Source organism: Rhizobium ecuadorense (assembly GCF_001187535.1).
In the GTDB taxonomy this organism is placed as follows: Bacteria; Pseudomonadota; Alphaproteobacteria; order Rhizobiales; family Rhizobiaceae; genus Rhizobium; species Rhizobium ecuadorense.
The window spans coordinates 13,422-34,058 of sequence record NZ_LFIO01001041.1; the positions used below are offsets into that span (position 1 = coordinate 13,422).

General features: G+C 61.1%; 17 protein-coding genes. 4 read left to right on the forward strand and 13 right to left on the reverse strand.

The genetic code is table 11. From position 1 onward, the window contains the following. Positions 1 to 57: 57 nt before the first annotated feature. Both AF337_RS18705 and AF337_RS18710 read right to left on the reverse strand, forming a co-directional pair. Positions 58 to 540: an RES family NAD+ phosphorylase gene (locus AF337_RS18705; RefSeq protein WP_049733228.1), complete on the reverse strand. Its 483-nt coding sequence runs from the start codon at positions 538 to 540 to the stop codon at positions 58 to 60. After that, complete coding sequence (locus AF337_RS18710; protein ID WP_049733229.1) at positions 537 to 968, reverse strand: antitoxin Xre-like helix-turn-helix domain-containing protein; 432 nt, start codon at positions 966 to 968, stop codon at positions 537 to 539. Before AF337_RS18710 ends, AF337_RS18705 begins: the two co-directional genes overlap by 4 nt. A 361-nt stretch (positions 969 to 1,329) precedes the next feature. On the opposite strand from AF337_RS18710, the gene AF337_RS18720 reads away from it, so the two are divergent. The 4 genes from AF337_RS18720 (at position 1,330) to AF337_RS18735 (ending at position 5,971) form a co-directional block, all read left to right on the forward strand. Beyond that, positions 1,330 to 2,343 (forward strand): sugar ABC transporter substrate-binding protein, encoded by a 1,014-nt coding sequence (locus tag AF337_RS18720; RefSeq protein ID WP_049733231.1) that lies wholly within the window; start codon positions 1,330 to 1,332, stop codon positions 2,341 to 2,343. 64 nt (positions 2,344 to 2,407) lie between these two features. After that, positions 2,408 to 3,958: a sugar ABC transporter ATP-binding protein gene (locus AF337_RS18725; RefSeq protein ID WP_049733232.1), complete on the forward strand. Its 1,551-nt coding sequence runs from the start codon at positions 2,408 to 2,410 to the stop codon at positions 3,956 to 3,958. After that, a complete protein-coding gene (locus tag AF337_RS18730; protein WP_049733233.1) occupies positions 3,948 to 4,967 on the forward strand; it encodes an ABC transporter permease in 1,020 nt (339 codons plus the stop codon). The genes AF337_RS18725 and AF337_RS18730 overlap by 11 nt, the downstream gene beginning before the upstream one ends. A gap of 2 nt (positions 4,968 to 4,969) precedes the next feature. After that, positions 4,970 to 5,971 carry an ABC transporter permease gene (locus AF337_RS18735; RefSeq protein ID WP_049733234.1) on the forward strand — a complete coding sequence of 334 codons (1,002 nt, stop codon included), beginning with the start codon at positions 4,970 to 4,972 and terminating at the stop codon, positions 5,969 to 5,971. A gap of 37 nt (positions 5,972 to 6,008) precedes the next feature. Here the strand turns inward: AF337_RS18735 and glpK are convergent, their stop codons facing one another. The 11 genes from glpK to AF337_RS18790 form a co-directional block, all read right to left on the reverse strand. Then, on the reverse strand, positions 6,009 to 7,511 hold the full coding sequence (glpK, locus tag AF337_RS18740; protein WP_049733235.1) for a glycerol kinase GlpK: 1,503 nt from the start codon (positions 7,509 to 7,511) through the stop codon (positions 6,009 to 6,011). Positions 7,512 to 7,659: 148 nt separating this feature from the next. Beyond that, positions 7,660 to 9,384: an ABC transporter substrate-binding protein gene (locus tag AF337_RS18745; RefSeq protein WP_049733236.1), complete on the reverse strand. Its 1,725-nt coding sequence runs from the start codon at positions 9,382 to 9,384 to the stop codon at positions 7,660 to 7,662. An 82-nt stretch (positions 9,385 to 9,466) separates the two neighbouring features. Then, positions 9,467 to 9,763: a DUF2160 domain-containing protein gene (locus AF337_RS18750; protein ID WP_049733237.1), complete on the reverse strand. Its 297-nt coding sequence runs from the start codon at positions 9,761 to 9,763 to the stop codon at positions 9,467 to 9,469. Further along, positions 9,763 to 10,674: a carbohydrate ABC transporter permease gene (locus tag AF337_RS18755; RefSeq protein WP_049733238.1), complete on the reverse strand. Its 912-nt coding sequence runs from the start codon at positions 10,672 to 10,674 to the stop codon at positions 9,763 to 9,765. The genes AF337_RS18750 and AF337_RS18755 overlap by 1 nt, the downstream gene beginning before the upstream one ends. Before the next feature lies 1 nt (position 10,675). Beyond that, a complete protein-coding gene (locus tag AF337_RS18760; protein ID WP_049733239.1) occupies positions 10,676 to 11,542 on the reverse strand; it encodes a carbohydrate ABC transporter permease in 867 nt (288 codons plus the stop codon). A 2-nt stretch (positions 11,543 to 11,544) separates the two neighbouring features. After that, positions 11,545 to 12,615 carry an ABC transporter ATP-binding protein gene (locus AF337_RS18765; protein WP_049733240.1) on the reverse strand — a complete coding sequence of 357 codons (1,071 nt, stop codon included), beginning with the start codon at positions 12,613 to 12,615 and terminating at the stop codon, positions 11,545 to 11,547. Between the two features lie 9 nt (positions 12,616 to 12,624). Further along, on the reverse strand, positions 12,625 to 13,704 hold the full coding sequence (locus tag AF337_RS18770) for an ABC transporter ATP-binding protein (protein WP_049733241.1): 1,080 nt from the start codon (positions 13,702 to 13,704) through the stop codon (positions 12,625 to 12,627). Positions 13,705 to 13,746: 42 nt separating this feature from the next. Further along, positions 13,747 to 15,261: a glycerol-3-phosphate dehydrogenase gene (gene glpD, locus AF337_RS18775; protein ID WP_049733242.1), complete on the reverse strand. Its 1,515-nt coding sequence runs from the start codon at positions 15,259 to 15,261 to the stop codon at positions 13,747 to 13,749. A gap of 237 nt (positions 15,262 to 15,498) precedes the next feature. Beyond that, positions 15,499 to 16,272, reverse strand: a complete 774-nt coding sequence (locus AF337_RS18780) for a DeoR/GlpR family DNA-binding transcription regulator (RefSeq protein ID WP_049733243.1) — start codon at positions 16,270 to 16,272, stop codon at positions 15,499 to 15,501. A 218-nt stretch (positions 16,273 to 16,490) separates the two neighbouring features. Then, positions 16,491 to 16,751 (reverse strand): DUF4242 domain-containing protein, encoded by a 261-nt coding sequence (locus AF337_RS18785; protein WP_049733244.1) that lies wholly within the window; start codon positions 16,749 to 16,751, stop codon positions 16,491 to 16,493. Between the two features lie 40 nt (positions 16,752 to 16,791). Further along, positions 16,792 to 20,319 (reverse strand): ATP-binding protein, encoded by a 3,528-nt coding sequence (locus AF337_RS18790; RefSeq protein ID WP_049733245.1) that lies wholly within the window; start codon positions 20,317 to 20,319, stop codon positions 16,792 to 16,794. Positions 20,320 to 20,637 lie beyond the last annotated feature (318 nt).

Below are 20,637 nucleotides of genomic sequence, written 5' to 3' on the forward strand. Positions count from 1 at the left end.
GAGGGCAGGAGGTCGCGGCATTGATGCCCGAAGAGAGATCGCGAAAAATTGAGCTGATCACATGCCGAACAACCGGCGGTCCCAGTAGACGGGTTGGTGGAGGCTGACCGTGATCGATGGGAATTCCGGATGGGCCGGGTTGATCAGCACGTTGCGATCCACCCGGGCAACGACGCTCGGCACCAGCAGGATGGCGCTGCGCTTTTCCTGGCACCACTTTTCGCCGAAAATCTTGCTGACGCCGGCCGGCATGCTGTCCCAGCCCGGCAGCGCCGGCTCGGAGAAGATCTCGTAGCTGAGCCCGCGCGGCATTGATATCGTGACGTAATGCTGATTGGGAGGCAGCCTGCCGCTGCCATGGACGAGCTTTTCGAGCAGCGCCGTCGAATAGTGCTCGCTCGTATAGATGATCGGGCTGCCTGACGTGTTCCACCGCCCCGGCGCGATGGTCGAGCCGGTGGCATCGAAGATCGGGTAGGTTCCGTTCGGATCTCCGATACGGACGGATGTCAGCGTACGGTCAAGAAGCTGTGCGCTCACGCAGCGCTGCCGTATTTCAGGCTTCCAAGGATATCGAGCACGAGCTCGCCGCCGATCTCGCTCTGGATGACGACGTCGATCGGCCGCCTGTCCTCCAGCATCGCATGCGGGCGAAACAGGAAATCGCGCGCCTCGGCCTCGGTCTGCCAGACATCGAGTGCCAGCCCCCAGACACGCGCGAGACGGGCGAGCCTTATGCCCTCGTCGGAGGAGAGCCGATGCTTGGACTTGCGCCGTTCATAGGTGGCCTTGGGAACGAGCCGATATTTGAACTGGGCGTCGCTTGGGGCCAGAAGCAGCGCCATGCGGTCAAGCGCCTTGACCGGCAATCCCGCCTCGATGCTGGAGAGCAGGCCGAAGGCCGAACGCGACGCCGGTTCCCTGGCAGGCAGTCCGAGAACGTCGGCAACGACAGCAAATCCCATCATGACAGTGGCTCCGTTTCACTTGAGGTTATATTTAGTCTCAAGTGGACCGATGATCAAGTGCATCGTTTGCTGAGCTGCCGATGGAGACGGATTATAAGTCCGGACTGGCGGTTCGGCACCCAAGGCATCGATCTTTCCGAACTCGGCGAGACGATTAACGAATAGCTTGAACAAGGCCTGCGGGATTGCCGGCATGATCCCCTACCACGTGCCATCGATCGTTTGCGGCAAACCCCGGCCATGAACGAGCTTGTGATCCACCCAGTCTTTTTCTCAGAGAGCGCCTTTTTGGAAATTCCTTTCTCCTCATTCTAATTAGTCTACTTAATTTATAGAAATAACTTAATTGGAGAGAATGGTCATGAGCATCGAAAAGTCCGGAAGCCGCTTCGGAAGACGAGACCTGTTGAAACTGTCCGCAGCGGCCGGGGTCGCCGTCGCCGGCGCTTCGCTTGTCGGGCAGAAAACGGTCTTGGCAGCCGGCGAGGAACTGTCGCTGAAAGGCAAGCGCATCGCCATCAGCGCCACCGGCACCGATCATTTCTTCGACCTGCAGGCCTATAACGCCCAGATCGAGGAGGTGAAGCGCCTCGGCGGCGAGCCGATCGCCGTCGATGCCGGGCGCAACGACGGCAAGCTGGTTTCGCAGCTGCAGACGCTGATCGCCCAGAAGCCGGATGCGATCGTGCAAATCCTCGGCACGCTCAGCGTCATCGATCCCTGGCTGAAGAAGGCGCGTGACGCCGGCATCCCGGTTCTGACCGTCGACGTCGGCTCGACCAATTCGATCAACAACACCACCTCCGACAATTGGGGCATCGGCAAGGACCTGGCGCTGCAGCTCGTCTCCGATATCGGCGGCGAAGGCAATATCGTCGTCTTCAACGGCTTCTACGGCGTCACCCCTTGCGCGATCCGCTATGACCAGCTGGTCAATGTCGTCAAATATTTCCCGAAGGTGAAAATTCTTGAGCCGGAACTGCGCGACGTGATCCCGAATACTGTGCAGGACGCCTTCACGCAGATCACTGCAATCCTCAACAAATATCCGGAAAAGGGTTCGATCAAGGCAATCTGGTCGGCCTGGGATATTCCGCAGCTTGGCGCGACCCAGGCTTTGGCGGCTGCCGGCCGTACCGAGATCCGCACCTACGGCGTCGACGGCAGTCCTGAGGTGCTGCAACTCGTCGCCGATCCGAATTCGCCGGCTGGGGCCGACGTTGCGCAGCAGCCGGCCGAAATCGGCCGCACTGCCATCCGCAACGTCGCCAAGCTGCTCGCCGGCCAGACCCTACCGCGCGAGACCTATGTTTCCGCGCTGCTCGCCAACAAGGCCAATGTCGGCGAAGTCAGCAAGAAACTCGGCATCGGCTGACAAGGCTCACGGACGATCCGGCCGTGCCGGATCGTCCAACATCTACTCGCCCGGAAAGATCGATATGACGGCCAATTCGTTGAGCCCGCCGGTGACGGCGCCAGACGACATCATCCGCCTCGAAGGCATCGTCAAGCATTTCGGCGGTGCGCAGGCGCTGGCCGGTGCGTCGCTGATCGTCAGGCGCGGCACCATCCACGGTCTCGTCGGCCAGAACGGCGCCGGCAAGTCGACGCTGATCAAGCTGCTGGCCGGCCTTCACCAGCCGGATGACGGCCGGATCGGGATCGAAGGGCAAACATTCGACAGGCTGACGCCGCATCTTGCCGAAGAGCTCGGCATCCACTTCATTCACCAGGACCGGCTGCTGGTGCCGACATTCACCGTCGGTGAAGCCCTCTTCCTCGGCCGGGAACCGCGGATAGCGGGCACGCCCTTCCTCGACCGGCGGCAGATGCAGCGCCGCGCATCCGATATTCTCAACGACTATTTCGGCATCCGTCTGCCGAACGCCGCCCTGATCGGCGAATTGTCGACGGCCGAAAAGCAGATCGTGCAAATCACCCGCGCCCTCCTCAATCAGCCGAAGGTGCTCGTCTTCGATGAGCCGACGGCCGCATTGGTGGCCCGCGAGGCCGATATCCTCTTCCGGCTGATCCGCCGCCTGCGCGATGAAGGCGTCACCATCATCTACATCTCGCATTATCTGAACGAAATCGAAAAACTCTGCGACCACGTCACCGTGCTGCGCAACGGGCTGGATGTCGCCTCCTTGCCGATCGGGCAGACGTCGGCCGCAGCGATTGCCCGGCTGATGGTCGAGCGCGATATCAAGGAGATGTTTCCGAAGCCGCAGGTGACGCTTGGCGAGGCGATCCTCAAGGTCGAGCAACTGTCGGCGCCGGGAAAATACAGCGACGTCAGCTTCACGCTTCGCCGCGGCGAGGTGCTCGGCCTCACCGGCTTGCTCGGCTCCGGCGCAAAGGAGCTGGTTCGCACTCTCTTCGGACTGGAGACACCGGTTGCCGGCCACATCGAAATCAACGGCAAGCCTGCCCGTTTTGCCAGCCCGACGCAGGCGGCCGGCCGCGAGATCGCACTGGTGCCGGAAGATCGCCGCCGTCACGGCGTCGCGCTCGACCTCAGCGTCGCGGAAAATATCAGCCTTTCAAGCCTTGGCCGCTTCACGCGTTTCGGCTTTCTCGATCGCAGACGCGAACAGAGCGAGGTCGATGCACTGATCACCCGCCTGCAGGTGAAAACCAATGGGCGGAATGCCCTGCTGCGCACGCTTTCGGGCGGCAACCAGCAGAAGATCGCCATCGCCAAATGGCTGAGCCGCCGCTCCGAGGTCTATCTCCTCGACGAGCCGACTGTTGGAGTCGACATCGGCTCCAAGGTCGAGATCTACACGCTGATCGGCGAACTTGCGGCGCGCGGCGCCGGCGTCATCGTGCTGTCTTCGGATCTGCCCGAACTCATCGGCATCACCGATCGCATCCTCGTGCTCTTCCGCGGCCGCGTGGCGCGCGAATTCATATCGTCGGAAACCAGTGCGGATGCCGTGCTGGCGCAATCGACCGGATCATCCGAGGGACAGCGCCATGTCGGCTGAAGTGGAATTCGCGCCTTCCGGCTTTGCCGCCGGGGAATCGCCTGCCCGGCCGGCCGGCAATATTGCGGCTGCGGCTTTGCGCTTCGGATCGCTGATCGCTTTTACCGCCATCCTGCTGATCTTCTCGCTGACCGCGCCCTATTTCCTCAGCATCGGCAATATCGGCAACGTGCTCGGCCAATCGGCCATCTCGGGCGTGCTTGCCATTGGACTGACGGTCGTGCTGATTGCCGGCGGCTCCAATGTCGTCACCGGCGGCATCGACCTGTCGCTGGCAGCCAATATGGGCCTCAGCGCCGCCGTTTATGCCAGCCTGACGCAACTCGGCTATGGCGATGCGACAGCGATCGCAGCATCGATTCTCACCGGCGCGTTAATCGGCACGGTGAATGCCATTGCCGTGGTCTATGCCGGCATCGTGCCGCTGCTCGCCACCCTTGCCGTCATGAATATCGTCGCCGGTCTGGAACTGGTGCTGACCGGCAATACCGTCCTGCCGGCCTCGACGCCCTTCCTATCGGCACTTTCGGCTTCGGATCCTTTCGGCATACCGGTTCTTGCCTACGTGCTCCTCGGCTTCACGGCGATTGCGACAGCGATCGTGCAATATACCCCGATCGGCCTGCGTCTTTATGCCGTTGGCGAGTTTCCGGATGCGGCGCGTGCCGCCGGCCTGCCGCTTCGCCGCCTGCTCGCCGGCGCTTTCGTCGCCAGCGGCATCTCCGGCGGCATAGCCGGTATCCTGTCGGTTTCCTATCTGAGCGGCAGCACGACCGGTTCCGGCGAGATGCTGCTGCCCGTCGTCGTCACGGCCCTGCTCGGCGCGGTCTTTTCGCGCCGGCTGGTTCCGACGGTCACCGGGACGCTGCTTTCGGCTCTGCTGGTCGGCTTCCTCACCAACGGTTTCCAGCTGCTGAACATATCGAGCACGCTGGTCAGCGGCGTCCAGGGCGTGCTCATTCTCATCGTCGTTTCCGCGACCACGCTGCTTCGCCGGCAGGAGGCCTGACCATGTCGCTCCAGACCCCCACACCCGCCACCACAGGCTTGGCCCGCGTGATCGCCGGCGGCCTGCTGCGCTATGGGCTGATCCTCGCGCTGATCGTGGTATTTGCCGCCTTCTCCTTGATAACGCCGACCTTCCTGACGCTTGCGAACCTGCAGAGCATCCTGGTCAATAATTTCACGCTGCTTGCCATCGTCTCCATCGCCATGACCTTTGCCGTCGCGTCGGGGGGCATCGATCTTTCGGTGGGAACGGCGATGGATTTTGCCAGCTTCGCTTTCGTCTCGCTCGTGCTTACCGGGCAGCCGGTGGCGATCGCAGCACTGGCGGGACTGGCGGCCGGCGCGTTCGTCGGCGCCTTCAACGCGTTTCTGATCTCCGGGATCGGCGTGTCGCCATTCCTCGCCACGCTCGGCACGCTGTTCATCGGCCGCAGCGTCCAGCAGTTGCTGACCAATGGCGGCAATCCGGTCTATCTGCCGCCGAACGGCGTGCCCGAGGCTTTCCGTTTCCTCGGCCACGGCACGATCGCCGGCTTTCCGGTGCCGCTTGCCGTCGCCATCGTCGTCATCGCGGTCGCTGCCGTCGTATTTGCCCGCACGCGTTTCGGCCGCGTCATCCTGTCGATCGGCATTCAGCCGGGCGTCGTGCGCTATTCCGGCATCGCAGCCCCTGCCCATGTCGCGGTGACGTTCATCCTGGTCGGGTTGATCGCGGCAATCGCCGGCCTGATCCTGACCGCAACCGTCACCACCTACATCCCGTCCTCGGGCAATGCCTTCCTGCTGAACGCGATCGGCGCGACCTTCATCGGCACGACGCTCAGCCCGCTCGGGCGGCCGAATGTCGGCGGCACCGTTCTCGGCGCGCTGCTGCTCGGCATCGTCGCCAACGGGCTGCTGCTGACCGATCTGAACTTCTATTGGCAGCAGGTCGGCACGGGAACGCTGATCTTTGCCGTACTCGCCGTGAGCTTCATCAACCGAAAGACTACAGGGCGCGCCTGAGAGAAGCGCCGTCGCGGTCGTATTCTCGGAAACTGTTCTACCCCGCCGAGGCGTCCGAAATCATCCGCGAGACGGCATTCTTCCAGCCGATGATCTTGGTCTGCCGTTCGCTCTCCTCCATCGAGGGGTTGAAACGGCGGTCGCAGGCCCAGGCCTGCGCAAAATCCCGTCTGCCGGGCCAGATGCCGGCTTTCGAGCCGGCAAGCCAGGCGGCGCCGAGCGCCGTCGTCTCGCGGATCGCCGAGCGGTCGACCGGGTTCCCCGTCATATCGGCCAGGCACTGCATCGTCCAGTCCGAAGCCGCCATGCCGCCATCGACGCGCAGCACGGTTTCCAGCTGGTTGACGCCCCAGTCCTTCTTCATCGCGACCAGCAGATCGAGCGTCTGATAGGCGACGGATTCAAGCACGGCCCGGGCAAATTCCGCCGGTCCGCTGTTTCGCGTCAGGCCGAAGATCGCGCCGCGCGCGGCCGGATCCCAATAGGGCGCACCGAGGCCGGTGAAGGCGGGGACGATATAGACCTGCTGCCCGGGATCGGCCTTGGCCGCAAGCACCCCCGCCTCCGATGCCTGATCGATAATGCCGAGGCCGTCTCGCAGCCATTGCACGGCGGCGCCGGCGATGAAGATCGAGCCTTCGAGCGCATAGGTCGTCTCGCCGTCGAGCCGGTAGGCGATCGTCGTCAGCATCCGGTTGGAGGAGGAAACGCGATCCCTGCCGGTGTTCAGCAGGGCAAAGCAGCCGGTACCGTAAGTGGATTTCATCATGCCGGGCTCGAAGCAGGCATTGCCCATCGCTGCTGCCTGCTGGTCGCCGGCAACACCGAGGATCGGAAGCTCCGCACCGAACAGCGCCTGGTCGACGCGGCCGAAATCATCGGCGCATTCCCTGACCTCGGGAAGCATCGCGGCCGGAATGCCGAGAATGCCGAGCAGTTCCTCATCCCAAACGCCGTCGTCGATATTATAAAGCAGTGTTCGCGACGCGTTGGTCGCATCGGTGGCGTGCACACCGCCGCCCGTCAAGTTGTAGATCAGCCAGCTGTCGATCGTGCCGAAGCAGACATCGCCCGCCTCAGCCTTCGCACGCAGGCCGTCGACATTGTCGAGCAGCCAGCGCAGCTTGGTTCCTGAGAAATAGGGGTCGAGCAGCAGGCCGGTCTTGGCGGAAAACAGCTTCTCGTATCCGTCGGCCTTCAGGCTCTCGCACATTTCGGCGGTGCGCCTGTCCTGCCAGACGATCGCGCGGTGAAGCGGTTTGCCGGATCTGCGGTCCCAGACGACCGCCGTCTCGCGCTGGTTGGTAATGCCGATCGCGGTAATGGCGGCGGCATCGAGACCGGCGTCGGCGATCGCCTTGCGCACCGTATCGACGACGGACTGCCAGATTTCGGCCGCGTCGTGCTCCACCCATCCGGGCTGCGGATAATATTGGGTGATCTCCGCCTGCGCCGAGCCGGCCATTTTCATGCCGCCATCGAAGACGATCGCGCGCGACGATGTCGTGCCCTGGTCGATTGAAAGTATGTAGCCGCTCATATCCGTCTCCGGCTCGCACGAAACCGCTCCGCCCGGCAAGGAGGGCGGATGCGGAGACTTCATGAGAGAAAGATTGTGGGTGCCACCGGCTTTGCCGGTGGCAGGAAGTGATGGCCGGAAGCCTCGTCGCCTCCGGCCGAGGTCCGCCTTACTTCGACTGCCAGCTCTTGACGAGTTCGTCGTAGTTGACGGTGACCGGCTTTTCCTTCTCGTTCTCGATCTTCAGCTGCGGCGCAAGGTTGCCCTTCTTCACCGCATCCGCATTCCAATAAGCGAGATCATGCTCTTCGGCCAGTTTCGGGCCGATATCGCCCTGGACGCCCGATTTCTCGATACGGCCCATGACCTTCTCCTGCTCGCCGCAAAGAGAATCCATGGCTTCCTGCGGTGTCTTCGCACCGGAAGACGCATCGCCGATTGCCTGCCACCAAAGCTGAGCCAGCTTCGGATAGTCGGGAACGTTGGTGCCGGTTGGCGACCACTGAACACGCGCAGGCGAACGATAGAACTCGATCAGACCGCCGAGCTTCGGAGCACGCTCCGTAAAGCTCTTATCGCGAATGGTGGATTCGCGAATGAAGGTGAGGCCGAGCTGGCTCTTCTTCACGTCAATCGTCTTCGAGGTCACGAACTGTGCATAGAGCCAGGCGGCCTTCGCACGGTCCGTCGGGGTCGATTTCATCAGCGTCCAGGAGCCAACGTCCTGATAGCCGAGCTTCATGCCGTCTTTCCAGTAAACGCCATGCGGGCTCGGTGCCATGCGCCATTTCGGGGTACCGTCTTCGTTCATGACAGGCAGGCCAGGCTTGACCATGTCTGCGGTAAAGGCCGTGTACCAGAAGATCTGCTGCGCGACGTTACCCTGTGCCGGAACCGGACCAGATTCCGAGAAGGTCATGCCCTGAGCTTCCGGCGGTGCGTAGGCCTTCAACCAATCGAGATACTTCTGGATCGAGTAGACGGAAGCCGGGCCGTTGGTATCACCGCCGCGCGCGACGCATGAGCCGACGGGACGCGACTTTTCGTCGACCTTGATACCCCATTCGTCGACCGGAAGACCGTTCGGCAGGCCCTTGTCGCCGTTGCCGGCCATGGACAGCCAGGCGTCGGTGAAGCGCCAGCCGAGCGACGGGTCCTTCTTGCCGTAGTCCATGTGGCCGAAGACCTTCTTGCCGTTCTCGTCACGGCCGGTAAAGAATTCGGCAATGTCCTCATAGGCCGACCAGTTGACCGGAACGCCGAGGTCGTAGCCGTACTTCGCCTTGAAGTCGGCCTTGTTCTTCTCGTCGTTGAACCAGTCGTAGCGGAACCAATAGAGGTTGGCGAACTGCTGGTCGGGAAGCTGGTAGAGCTTCTTGTCCGGTGCCGTCGTGAACTTGGTGCCGATGAAGTCGTCGATATCGAGGCCGGGGTTGGTAACGTCCTTGCCTTCGCCGGCCATCCAGTCGGTCAGGTTGCGCACCTGCTGATAGCGCCAATGGGTACCGATCAAGTCGGAGTCGTTGACCCAGCCGTCATAAAGGTTCTGACCGGTCTGCATCTGAGTCTGGATCTTCTCGACAACGTCACCCTCTTGAATGACGTCGTGAGTGACCTTGATGCCGGTGATCGCAGTAAAGGCCGGAGCCAGAACCTGGGACTCATACTGGTGAGTGGTCAAGGTTTCCGAAACCACCTTGATCTCCATGCCGGCGAAGGGCTTCGCAGCATCGACGAACCACTGCATTTCCTTTTCCTGGTCGGCGCGAGAGAGCGTCGACACGTCGCCGACCTCCTTGTCCAGGAAAGTTTTTGCCTCGTCCATGCCGGCATAGGCCGACCCGGTCATGGCCAGCAGTACCGCTGCTGTCGTCGTCAATAAATGCCTTCGCATAATATCCTCCCAGGGTTTGCGATTGCAGTCTTCACGTCTCAGGCGGCCAGAAAAATCCCCCGGCCGTCTGCATCAGTTTGCCTCACACGTAACGGAATACGCCGACGGCGTAGACAACGGAGAGAGCGAGAGCCCACCAGAGGCTTGATCCCGCGAGACCAAGCCAGGCAAGATGGATAAAGGCGCTGCCGAGCAGCGAAAGGAAAAGCCGGTCACCGCGTGTCGTCTCGAAGCGCAGGATTCCGATCCGCGGGTTGCCGCCCGGCGCGGCATACTCCCAGACCCCCATGCCGATCAGCAGCAATACGATAACGACGAAGAAAGCGGCGGTCGGCCAGGTCCATGCCATCCATGAAAAATCGGGAAGCGAAAAGCTCATCAAACCCTCCCCAGGGCGAAGCCCTTGGCGATGTAATTGCGCACAAACCAGATAACCAGCGCCCCTGGGATCAAGGTCAGAACACCTGCGGCGGCGAGCAAGCCCCAATCCATACCGGATGCGGAGACGGTGCGGGTCATGGTGGCCGCGATCGGCTTCGCGTCGGTCGTCGTCAGCGTTCGTGCGATCAGCAACTCGACCCAAGAGAACATGAAGCAGAAGAAGCAGGCGACACCGATGCCGCTCGCAATCAGCGGCGTGAAGATCTTCAGGAAAAACCGCGGGAACGAGTAGCCGTCGATATAGGCCGTTTCGTCGATTTCCTTCGGCACGCCCGACATGAAGCCTTCAAGGATCCAGACCGCCAGCGGCACGTTGAAGAGGCAATGCGCCAATGCCACGGCGATGTGCGTATCGATCAGTCCAAAGGCTGAGTAGAGCTGGAAGAACGGCAGGGCAAAGACTGCCGGCGGCGCCATCCTGTTCGTCAGCAGCCAGAAGAACAGATGTTTGTCGCCGAGGAACCGGTAGCGGGAGAAGGCATAGGCCGCCGGCAACGCGACCGCCACCGAGATCACCATGTTCATGACGACATAAGTAATTGAATTGATATAGCCGGAATACCACGCCTTCTCCGTGAAGATCGTCACGTAATTGGCGATTGTCGGGTTATGCGGATAAAGCGTCAGAGAATTGACGATTTCCGCGTTGGTCTTGAAGCTCATGTTGACGAGCCAATAGATCGGCAGCAGGAGCACGATGATATAGATCGTCGGAACCAGCCACCACCAGCGCGATTCCTCGCCGCGCCGGCGCATCAGACGGCTGACTTCATCGGAGGAGAGACCGCTTGCGACATTGGTAACGCCTGAGATCTTTCGGCTCGCTGTCGTTTCGTTGGAGGCGCTCATTTCAATTCTCCGCGTCGTGGCTTGTCATGACGGTGTAGAACACCCACGAAAGCAGCAGGATGATGAGGAAATAGATCAGCGACATGGCAGCGGCGGGACCGAGGTCAAACTGTCCGAGCGCGGTCTTGACCAGATCGATCGACAGGAACGTGGTCGAGTTGCCCGGACCGCCGCCGGTGACGACAAACGGCTCGGTGTAGATCATGAAACTATCCATGAAACGCAGCAGCACGGCGATCAGGAGAACGCGCTTCATCTTCGGCAGCTGGATATAGCGGAACACGGCCCAACGAGACGCACCGTCAATCTTGGCTGCCTGATAGAAAGCATCCGGAATAGAAACGAGGCCGGCATAGCAGAGCAGGACGACCAGGCTCGTCCAGTGCCAGACATCCATGATGATGATCGTCACCCAGGCGTCGAGCGGGTCCTGCACATAATTGTAATCGATGCCGATGGCGTTGACGTAGTAGCCGAACAAGCCAATGTCGTTGCGGCCGAACACCTGCCAGATCGTGCCGACCACGTTCCACGGGACCAACAGCGGGAGTGCCATCAGAACCAGGCATACCGGCACACCGATGCCTGATTTCGGCATGTTGAGCGCAATGAAGATACCGAGCGGAATCTCAAGAGCGAGAATGATCAGCGAAAAAATCAGGTTTCGCTGCAGGGCAGCCCAGAATCGGTCGGAATGCAGGATTTCGGTAAACCAGTCCGTTCCGTTCCAGAAGAACTGGTTGTTTCCGAAAGTGTCCTGAACGGAATAGTTCACCACCGTCATCAAGGGAATGACGGCCGAGAAAGCCACCAGCACAAGAACCGGCAGAACCAGAAACCAGGCTTTGTTGTTCCAGGTTTTTTCCATGATCAAGCCTCCGGTCCGGCGCGCCAAGAGTCGGCATAGATACTGATACCCGACGGCTCGAAGGTCACCCGGGGATCAGCCGGAATTTCTTCGTCCTCAGGAACGACGATCGCGATCGGCTGGCCGGCAAGCTGCGCGCGGACGATCTTCTGCCGGCCGATATCTTCCACCTTGCTGACCGTCACAGGCATACCGTCGCGGCCGACCCGGATAAACTCGGGCCGGATTCCAAGCTCTACCTTGGCCGCTGTCGAAGTCTTTGGCGCATAGTCGAGCGTCAGCGCGTGCTCGCCGACCCGAACCGTGCGGCCTTCCACCTTGGCTGGCATGAAGTTCATACCGGGCGAACCGATGAAGTAACCGACGAAGGTATGGCTCGGACGCTCGAAGAGCTCGGCAGGCGTGCCGATCTGCACGATCTCGCCATCGTACATCACCACGACTTTGTCGGCGAAGGTCAGCGCCTCGGTCTGGTCATGCGTGACATAGACCATGGTAAAACCGAACTGCTTATGCAGCCGCTTCAGCTGCGATCGCAGCACCCATTTCATATGCGGATCGATAACAGTGAGCGGCTCGTCAAAGAGAATCGCGTTCACATCCGAGCGCACGAGGCCGCGGCCGAGCGAAATCTTCTGCTTTTGGTCCGCCGTCAAACCGCGGGCGCGTCGCTTGGCCCAGCCGGCGAGATCGATCATCTCAAGGATTTCGCGGACGCGCCGGTCGACATCCGCCTCGGCCACGCCGCGGTTGCGCAGGGGAAAGGCGAGGTTGTCGTAGACCGTCATCGTGTCGTAGATGACCGGAAACTGGAATACCTGCGCAATATTTCGCTGCTGCGTCGGCAGGTTCGTCACATCCTGTCCGTCGAAGAGGATTCGCCCTTCGGACGGCTGAATGAGGCCGGAAATGATATTGAGCAGCGAGGTCTTTCCGCAGCCCGAAGGTCCGAGCAGAGCATAGGCGCCGCCATCGTTCCACTCGTGGTGCACTTCCTTGAGAGCGTAGTCCTTCTCGCTCTTCGGGTTCGGCCCATAGGCGTGGCGAATATGATCGAGGGTGATACGTGCCATGATCTTCTCCTAGCCCCTCTGCCCGGCAGCGGTGATCGCCCGGCCGTCCGCGCCGAACGCCATCAGGTGGCGCGTATCGATGAAAACGGAGAGATCCGTGTCCGGGTCGATATTGTGGATGCCGTGCGCCAGCATCACCCAGCGGGTATCGGCAAATTGCAGATGCACGAAACTTTCCGAACCGGTGATCTCCGAAATCTGTGTCCGTGCTGTCAGCCGCGCCGAATCGGCCGTCTGGGCGGTCGGTGCCAGATGATGCGGGTGAAACGCGATCGTTGCCGGCCCGTCCGGCACGTTCTGAAGATGCGGTGGCACGGCAAAAATCACAGCGCCATCGTGCAGGAAATTGCCTTCCGATTTGACCAGATCGATAAAATTCAGCGGCGGATCGGCAAAGGTTTTCGCCGTCGTCAGATCGGACGGACGGCGATAGACCTCGATCGTCGGGCCGAACTGCGTGACCCTGCCCTCGTTGAGCGCCGCCGTATTGCCACCAAGCAACAAGGCTTCGGAGGGCTCGGTCGTGGCATAGACGAAGATCGCGCCGGACTGGGCGAAGATGCGCGGCAATTCCTGCCGCAGTTCCTCGCGCAGCTTGTAGTCGAGATTGGCGAGCGGCTCGTCCATCAGCACCAGGCTGGCATTCTTGACGAGGGCGCGCGCCAGTGCGGTGCGCTGCTGCTGGCCGCCGGACAGGTTGAGCGGCGTGCGGTCGAGATAGGGCGTGAGCCTCAAAAGCTCGGCTGCCTTGCGCACCTCGCGGTCGATCGTGGCGGCATCCTTGCCCGAGATGCGCATCGGCGAGGCGATGTTCTCATAGACGGTCAGCGCCGGATAGTTGATGAATTGCTGGTAGACCATGGCGACATTGCGCTTCTGCACCGGCATGCCGGTGACATCGGCGCCGTCGAAATGCACGGACCCGCCTGTGGGACGGTCGAGCCCGGCCATCAGCCGCATCAGCGACGTCTTGCCCGACAGCGTCGGCCCGAGCAGGACGTTCAGCGAGCCCCGCTCGAGGACCAGATCGGTCGGATAGATGTGATAGTCCGCGCCCACCATCTTGGCGGCGTTTCGCAGTTCCAGCATTCCCGTTCCCGTGCCTCCACGCAGCGGGGACCACACGCCGCCTTATCCGGCCATCGCCGGCATGGCAGCCATGTACTCCTCCAGTGACTGAGCCTGCTCCTTCGAAAGGCGCAGACCATCCTTTGTTCTCCTCCACAGCACGTCTTCAGCGTGCCGGGCCCATTCATGTTCGACGAGATAGGCGACCTCGGCCTCGTAGAGATCGCCGCCGAACAGCCGTCCGAGGTCTTCGACACCGCGGGCCTGGCCGAGCAGCGTCTTGGTCCTGGTGCCGTAGCGGCGCACCAGCCGGCGGGCATGCCGATCGGCGAGGAACGGATAGAGCCGCTTCAGATCGGCGACCTGCCCCTCGTAACCCTGGACCGCGAAGTCGCCGCCGGGCAGATGGCTTTTGGCCGTCCACGGGGCGCCCTTGACGCCGATTGCGGCGCCGATCTTCTCCAGCGCATGCTCGGAAAGCCGGCGATAGGTGGTGAGTTTGCCGCCGAAGACGTTGAGCAGCGGCGCGGCATTGCCTTCGCCCTCCAGCTTCAGCACGTAGTCGCGCGTCGCCTCCTGCGCCTTCGAGGCGCCGTCGTCATAAAGCGGCCGGACCGCCGAATAGGTCCAGACGATATCCTCGGGCCTGACCGGCTCCTTGAAATATTCCGACGCCGCATTGCAGAGATAGACCGTCTCCTCCTCGGAAATCCTGACATCCTTGGGATCGGCGGTGTAATCGCGGTCTGTGGTGCCGATCAGGGTGAAGTCGCCCTCATAGGGAATGGCGAAGATGATACGATTGTCGGGATTCTGGAAGAAATAGGCACGAGGGTCGTCGAACTTCTTCTTCACAATGATATGGCTGCCCTGGACGAGGCGGACATGGTGCGCCTCGTTCTGGCCGAAGGCGGAGCGGATGACATGGTCGACCCAGGGACCGGCGGCATTGACCAGCATGCGGGCCTGATGGCTGTCATTGCGGCCGGTGACCGTATCGGTGGTCTCGATGTGCCACAGACCATTCTCGCGCCTTGCCGACACCACTTTGGTGCGCGGCATGATGGTCGCCCCCTTGTCGGCGGCGTCGCGGGCGTTCAGCACCACCATGCGAGCATCGTCGACCCAGCCGTCGGAATATTCGAAAGCCTTTGAGAATAGTGCCTTCAGCGGCTTGCCGGCCGGATCGCGGCGCATGTCGAGCACCGAGGTCGCCGGCAGCAGCTTGCGGCCGCCGAGATGGTCGTAAAGGAAGAGGCCGAGCCGGATCAGCCAGGCCGGCCGGATGCCGCCCTTATGATAAGGCAGCACGAAGCGCAGCGGCCAGATGATGTGCGGCGCCATCGCCCAGAGGATCTCGCGCTCCATCAGCGATTCACGCACCAGGCGGAACTCGTAATGCTCGAGATAACGCAGGCCGCCATGAATGAGCTTGGTGGCGCCCGACGAGGTGCCCGAGGCAAAGTCGTTCATCTCCGCCAGCGCCACGGAATAACCGCGCCCGACTGCATCACGCGCAATGCCGCAGCCGTTGATGCCGCCACCGATGACGAATATGTCGTAGATCTCCCGGCCCAATATCCCCTCCGAGCCCACTGCTGATTTCGCATCGCACAAAACTTGCGCAATTGCGAAAGTGATAACAGTTAAAACGAAAGAAATACGAATGTCAAACGAATGTTTGCACGAAATGGTGGGCCTAGAGCATGATGCCGAAAAGTGTGAGCGGTTTTCGGGCGACATCATGCTCTAACTCTTTAATTTAGAACAGGATTCAGATTTAAGGCCGACCCGGCCTTAAATCTGAATCCTGTTCTAGCGCGATCTTCCGTTCGTTTCGATCAGCTTCACATTGTTTTCGAGGCAGAGATTGCGGATCGATGGCACCGGACAGTGGTCGGTGATGAAGGTATGAACCTGGGAAAGCTGGCCGATCCTGACCGGCGCGGTGCGTTCGAACTTGGTGGAATCGGCAACGAGAATGACATGCCGGGCATTGGCGATGATCGCCTGGGCGACCTTGACCTCGCGAAAATCATAGTCGAGAAGCGCGCCGTCCATGTCGATCGCCGACGCGCCGATCACGGCGTAATCGACCTTGAACTGACGGATGAAATCGACGGCCGCTTCGCCGACGATCCCGCCGTCCGAGCCACGCACGACCCCACCGGCGATGACCACCTCGATCGCCGGAAGCAGGCGCAACCTGTTGGCAACGTTGATATTATTGGTGATTACCATCAACTCGTGATGGTTGGCGAGCGCCTCGCCCACCGCCTCGGTCGTCGTTCCGATATTGATGAAGAGCGAAGCCCCGCTCGGGATCAGCTCGACCGCAGCCATGCCGATCGCCTGTTTCTCGGAAGCGGCGATCTGGCGGCGCGCCTCGTATTTGACGTTCTCGGTGCCGCTCGGGAATGTCGCGCCGCCATGAATGCGCGTCAGCACCTGCGCATCGCAGAGATCGTTCAAGTCCTTGCGGATCGTCTGCGGCGTCACCGAAAAGCGGGAAGCGAGTTCTTCGACCAGAACCCTGCCGCTCGATTTCGCAATCGCCACGATTTCAGTTTGTCGGTCGGTCAAGAACATCGGCGCGCCTTTCGATCTGCTTTCGTTTTAAAGAAAGCGAACGCCTGCGCAATGCCTATCTGTCACCTGACCTCGCCCTCCAACCAACTTTAGACTGACCAACCGAAATTCTGGACCTGCTAGCCTCCGACAGGACCCGAGGCGGATGTCGACCGGCGAACAGTTCGTTTTGGCAGCCTTCGCGGCAGCGCCTTGCGCCTGTGTTTGGCCGAGGAGCGCTATGCAAACATATTGGGACCGAGCTCTTCGCTAACCTCTATGATGACATCCGCAGGGACATTGTTCCTCCGGGCGGCGGCGAGAATGGCTTCCGGACTAGGCGCCTCGTAAAGGCAGTAGGTCTTTTTTCTGTCCGCGCTGAGAAAGGAAAAAATCCACTTCACTCCTTCCTGGTCGTTGATCAGGTTGACTTGCTCTACCCCCTCTTTCGATAGATTGAGCTGTTCTGCAAAGTTTCTTTCAATGATGTAGCGTGGCATGACGAGACCTTTTCCCACCAAAAGCAGCGAACTGCCGGTCCTAATGAATCGTTGGCTTCAGTCGCTGTTGCAGCCGGACCATTCCCAGTTCGGCCGCGGTTGTTCGGGCATTCTCGGATAGCAACATTGCTCTCTTTATCGCGGCCCGGCTACCTATTTTCATTAGCAAGTCCGCATAGTCTGCCTGCGTATGCGCGAGCCACGGCCGCGCACTGATCGCCGCGTTCATCTCGAGCGCGTGCTCAAAGTGCTTCGACGCTCTATCGAATTCACCCAACACCGCTGCCAACACTCCCAGATAGCGGCTTGCCGCGCCGAAGCAAACGGTCGCCATGCCGATCGTGACGGTCATGTCCTTGTAGTCCAGCATAAGCTTATAGAGGGTTTGGGCAGCGTCCGCGTCGCCGAGACCGGCGGCGACTTCCGTCAGGAATGAGAGGGACGCACTTCGCTTTCCGTCAAGCGGAAGGGCGAAGCGGGTGCGGGCAAGCTCGCTCAACCTCCGCTGGGCCGCATCCCGATAACCGAGGTCAAAGGCAACCAAGGCAAAACCCGGTAGCCAGGTGGCTCCCTCCGGGCTTTCATCAATCAACAGTTTCATGACCGGTGCGACCTCGGAGAGGCGGCTCTGCTCCCGTCGGATCGCGAACATCTGCATGCCGTAAACGCCCTCGGGCGCAGCGCCAAGGGTCAGCATGCCCAGCTTCAGCGCTTCTTCAGCAAGCTCCTCCGCGGCGGTGAACCTTCCATCGAGGATGGCCATCATCGCTCTTGCGGTGCGAGCGTAGAACTGGACGTTGAGATGCTGCCGCTCGGTACCAAGTTCGTCCAGCGCGTCAACCGCCCGATCGGCTCGTGCGCGATCGCCGAGCTCCGTGGAGACATAGGCGTCAACTGAAAGCGCTCGGCTCCGCACATCGTCGTCGTCGATCTCGTCGGCGAGGCATCTTATTTCATCTATGCGAGCGATGCGGTCGTTTCTCTCCATGACGGACTTGACCGGTGCCGGCGTCAGGAATGGCAAAGTGGAAAGCTCCACAAGCGCAGTCTTATCGCCAACCTGTCGGGCCAGTTCTATTCCTGCATCATGGCATTTTGCAGCCTTCTTCCTGTCGTTCAGGTAGGTGTATGCCCGCGCAAGCCGGCTGAGAAGCTGGCACCGTGAACTCTTATCCGCCGGTTCAACCATCTCGAGGGCTTCCTCGAGAAGCGGCACCGTTTCGGCAAGCGAATTCGAGGAGAGGAATTTGGAGCCGTCGAGACCAATCACTGCGCGAACAAAGGCTTGCGTGTCCGCGGCTTTGCGTGCCAATGGGGCGGCCAGCCTGTATTTCGCCAGCGAATCCGTCATGCGGCCCGCAGCGAACAAGGCGTCGCCGAGTTTTAGGATCGCGGTGAGCAGGTCCCTTTGGCGCTCAGTTCCTTCAGGCAACCGCTCTGCGATTGCCAAAGCGTTCTGGAAATTGTCGACCGCCTCATAGTTGGCTGATCGTGCAAGGGCGCGTTCTCCAGCCTTCATCCAGTAGGGAAGCGCGAGTTCAATCCGTTGCGCTTTCTCGTAGTGCTGGGCGATGAGTTCGGGCTGCGTGGCAGCGACATCGTCATACTGTTCGACGAGAACCCCGGCGATCCTCTCGTGGAAATGCCGCCGGCGCCGGTTGAGGAGCGATTGGTAGGCCGCATCCTGAATGAGCGCATGTCGAAAAACGAGAGCATCATGCAAGACGCCGCCTTCGACGACGATCTGGCTGGACTCGAGCTGGTTCAGTGCTGTCTCGAGCGCGCGGTCGTCGAAGCCTGCGATCTTCGAAAGAAGGCCGCGATCGAATTCCCTGCCTATTACAGCAGCAATCTGCGCGATCTCCTTTGCCGTCGTCGCCAAACGATCGAGACGTGTCATCAGGGAGCCCTGTAGACTATCCGGGATTTCTGCGTTGAGCGACGCCGGCTTTCCGCTTTCCACGACGGACCGGGTCAACTCCTCGACGAACAGCGGCACTCCGTCCGTTCGCTCCGCAATCCTTTCGGCGAGCTCTTCGGGAATGTCGGACACCATGGATTCGATCAGCTCACGCATCTGCTGCCTGGTCAGGCGCCCAACGGAGAGCGTCGTCGCCTGCGCCAGTCCGCTTGCCCAGTTCGCGCTCCATTCCGGCCGGTGAGTCACGACGACAAGGGCGGCGGCGCCGTGAAGCCGGCTGACGAGTTCTCTCAGCACTTCACTGGTGGACGGATCCATCCAGTGCGCGTCTTCGAAAACCATGAGCACCGGTGCGATCCTGGCCGCAAGCAGCAAACGGTTCACCAAGGTGCGGACGAGAAGTTCCTTGCGCTGGTGGGCGGAGAGATCCGGCGGCCTGAACTCGTCGCCGACGTCGAGCGAAAGCAGCTCGGCATAGATCGCGCCAACTTCGGAAGGATTTTCGCCGTAGCGGCGAACAAGGGTGCGAAACTTTTCGATGCGCGCGTTCCGATCATCTGCCGGCGCAAACGACGCGACCCGGCTCAGTCGCTCGACGATCGGATAAAAGGCCGAGGTAGCGTGATAGGGTGAACACTGCAATCGGATGAGTTCATGCTGTGTCTCCTGCAGATGTTCTTCGAAAGCCTCGATCAGGCGGGACTTGCCGATGCCAGCCTCCCCCGACAGGAAGACCGCCTGGCCTTGCCCGGCCTTTGCCAACTCCCACCGTTCGAGCAGCAGGCCGATCTCACTAACGCGGCCGACAAATTTCGAAAGCCCGCTGGCATGCGCGGCTTCGAAACGACTATCCACCTCTCGCTGACCGCGGACTTCGAACAGCGCAATGGGCGAGCTGAAGCCTTTGAGCTCCTGCGCGCCGAGGCTCTCGATTTCGAACGACTGCCCGGCGAGGCGGCGGGTGCTGTCGGAAACCACGATCTGTCCCGGGGCGGCCGCGGCCTGCAGGCGTGCTGCGAGGTTGGGAGTGTCTCCCGCGATTGATGCACGCTCCTTCGTGCTGCCGTCTGTGTTGCCAACGACCACGCGCCCGGATGCGATGCCGATGCGAGCCTTCAATCGTTGCGCGTTGGGCGACTGCAAGGCGTCGACGGCGGCCATCGCCTCGAGGCCGGCCCGGATCGAGCGCTCGGCATGGTCCTCGTAAGCCATAGGCCATCCGAAATAGGCTAGCACGCCGTCTCCGAGATATTTGGCGACGTAGCCCCCGAAGCGCGTGACGGCGCCGGCGACGCTGTCCTGGTAATGGCGGGTCAACTCGTGCATGTCTTCCGGGTCGAGCTGCGCCGATAGCGCTGTCGATCCGACCAGGTCGCAGAAGAGCACGCTGAGCAGCCGCCGGTCAGCCCCGGCTTCCGATCCAGCCTCGGTAGCAGCCGAACCAGGAGGCTGTTCGTCCGGACCCTGATGCGCAAGCCGGTTTATAGCAGCGAGAAGAATCTTCCGGTGCCCAAGCGAGACACCGAGCTCCTGGAGATCGGATTCGCCAAGATGAGGGAGCGCTCTCAGATCGACGTCATTCTCGGCGAAGGCGTCGGCGTACTTGCCGAGACCGAGTTGACCTAGCCAATCCTCAATCGTCTGCATCGACGTTGATCCCGCTCCACCGTTCTCAAAAATACCACGAACGTCGGCGTCGTACCACGCTATGGCGGAGAACAGGCGGAGGGCGGCCTACAAGGCGAAGCTGACGCGTTCACTGAAGAAGGACAGTACGGCGACGGCGTCGTCGAAGGACGTCACCGGAGAAGCGTCCGCAAAGCTACGGGGTTGGGAAGAGTTTGGGCGGGACGGGCTGCTCCGTCAGAGCATTTCCGTTTTCTACCAATCACGGAAATGCACCATCTCTTTGTTTTCACGCAATTCCGGACGCAAAACCGCTACGCACTTTTGCTGGAATTGCTA

What these genes read in the sequence shown, in the direction of transcription:
- AF337_RS18710 (WP_049733229.1), bottom strand. Translation starts at nt 968, where the DNA reads ATGATGGGATTTGCTGTCGTTGCCGACGTTCTCGGACTGCCTGCCAGG.
- AF337_RS18720 (WP_049733231.1), top strand. Translation starts at nt 1,330, where the DNA reads ATGAGCATCGAAAAGTCCGGAAGCCGCTTCGGAAGACGAGACCTGTTG.
- AF337_RS18725 (WP_049733232.1), top strand. Translation starts at nt 2,408, where the DNA reads ATGACGGCCAATTCGTTGAGCCCGCCGGTGACGGCGCCAGACGACATC.
- AF337_RS18730 (WP_049733233.1), top strand. Translation starts at nt 3,948, where the DNA reads ATGTCGGCTGAAGTGGAATTCGCGCCTTCCGGCTTTGCCGCCGGGGAA.
- AF337_RS18735 (WP_049733234.1), top strand. Translation starts at nt 4,970, where the DNA reads ATGTCGCTCCAGACCCCCACACCCGCCACCACAGGCTTGGCCCGCGTG.
- glpK (WP_049733235.1), bottom strand. Translation starts at nt 7,511, where the DNA reads ATGAGCGGCTACATACTTTCAATCGACCAGGGCACGACATCGTCGCGC.
- AF337_RS18745 (WP_049733236.1), bottom strand. Translation starts at nt 9,384, where the DNA reads ATGCGAAGGCATTTATTGACGACGACAGCAGCGGTACTGCTGGCCATG.
- AF337_RS18750 (WP_049733237.1), bottom strand. Translation starts at nt 9,763, where the DNA reads ATGAGCTTTTCGCTTCCCGATTTTTCATGGATGGCATGGACCTGGCCG.
- AF337_RS18755 (WP_049733238.1), bottom strand. Translation starts at nt 10,674, where the DNA reads ATGAGCGCCTCCAACGAAACGACAGCGAGCCGAAAGATCTCAGGCGTT.
- AF337_RS18760 (WP_049733239.1), bottom strand. Translation starts at nt 11,542, where the DNA reads ATGGAAAAAACCTGGAACAACAAAGCCTGGTTTCTGGTTCTGCCGGTT.
- AF337_RS18765 (WP_049733240.1), bottom strand. Translation starts at nt 12,615, where the DNA reads ATGGCACGTATCACCCTCGATCATATTCGCCACGCCTATGGGCCGAAC.
- AF337_RS18770 (WP_049733241.1), bottom strand. Translation starts at nt 13,704, where the DNA reads ATGCTGGAACTGCGAAACGCCGCCAAGATGGTGGGCGCGGACTATCAC.
- AF337_RS18780 (WP_049733243.1), bottom strand. Translation starts at nt 16,272, where the DNA reads ATGTTCTTGACCGACCGACAAACTGAAATCGTGGCGATTGCGAAATCG.
- AF337_RS18785 (WP_049733244.1), bottom strand. Translation starts at nt 16,751, where the DNA reads ATGCCACGCTACATCATTGAAAGAAACTTTGCAGAACAGCTCAATCTA.
- AF337_RS18790 (WP_049733245.1), bottom strand. Translation starts at nt 20,319, where the DNA reads ATGCAGACGATTGAGGATTGGCTAGGTCAACTCGGTCTCGGCAAGTAC.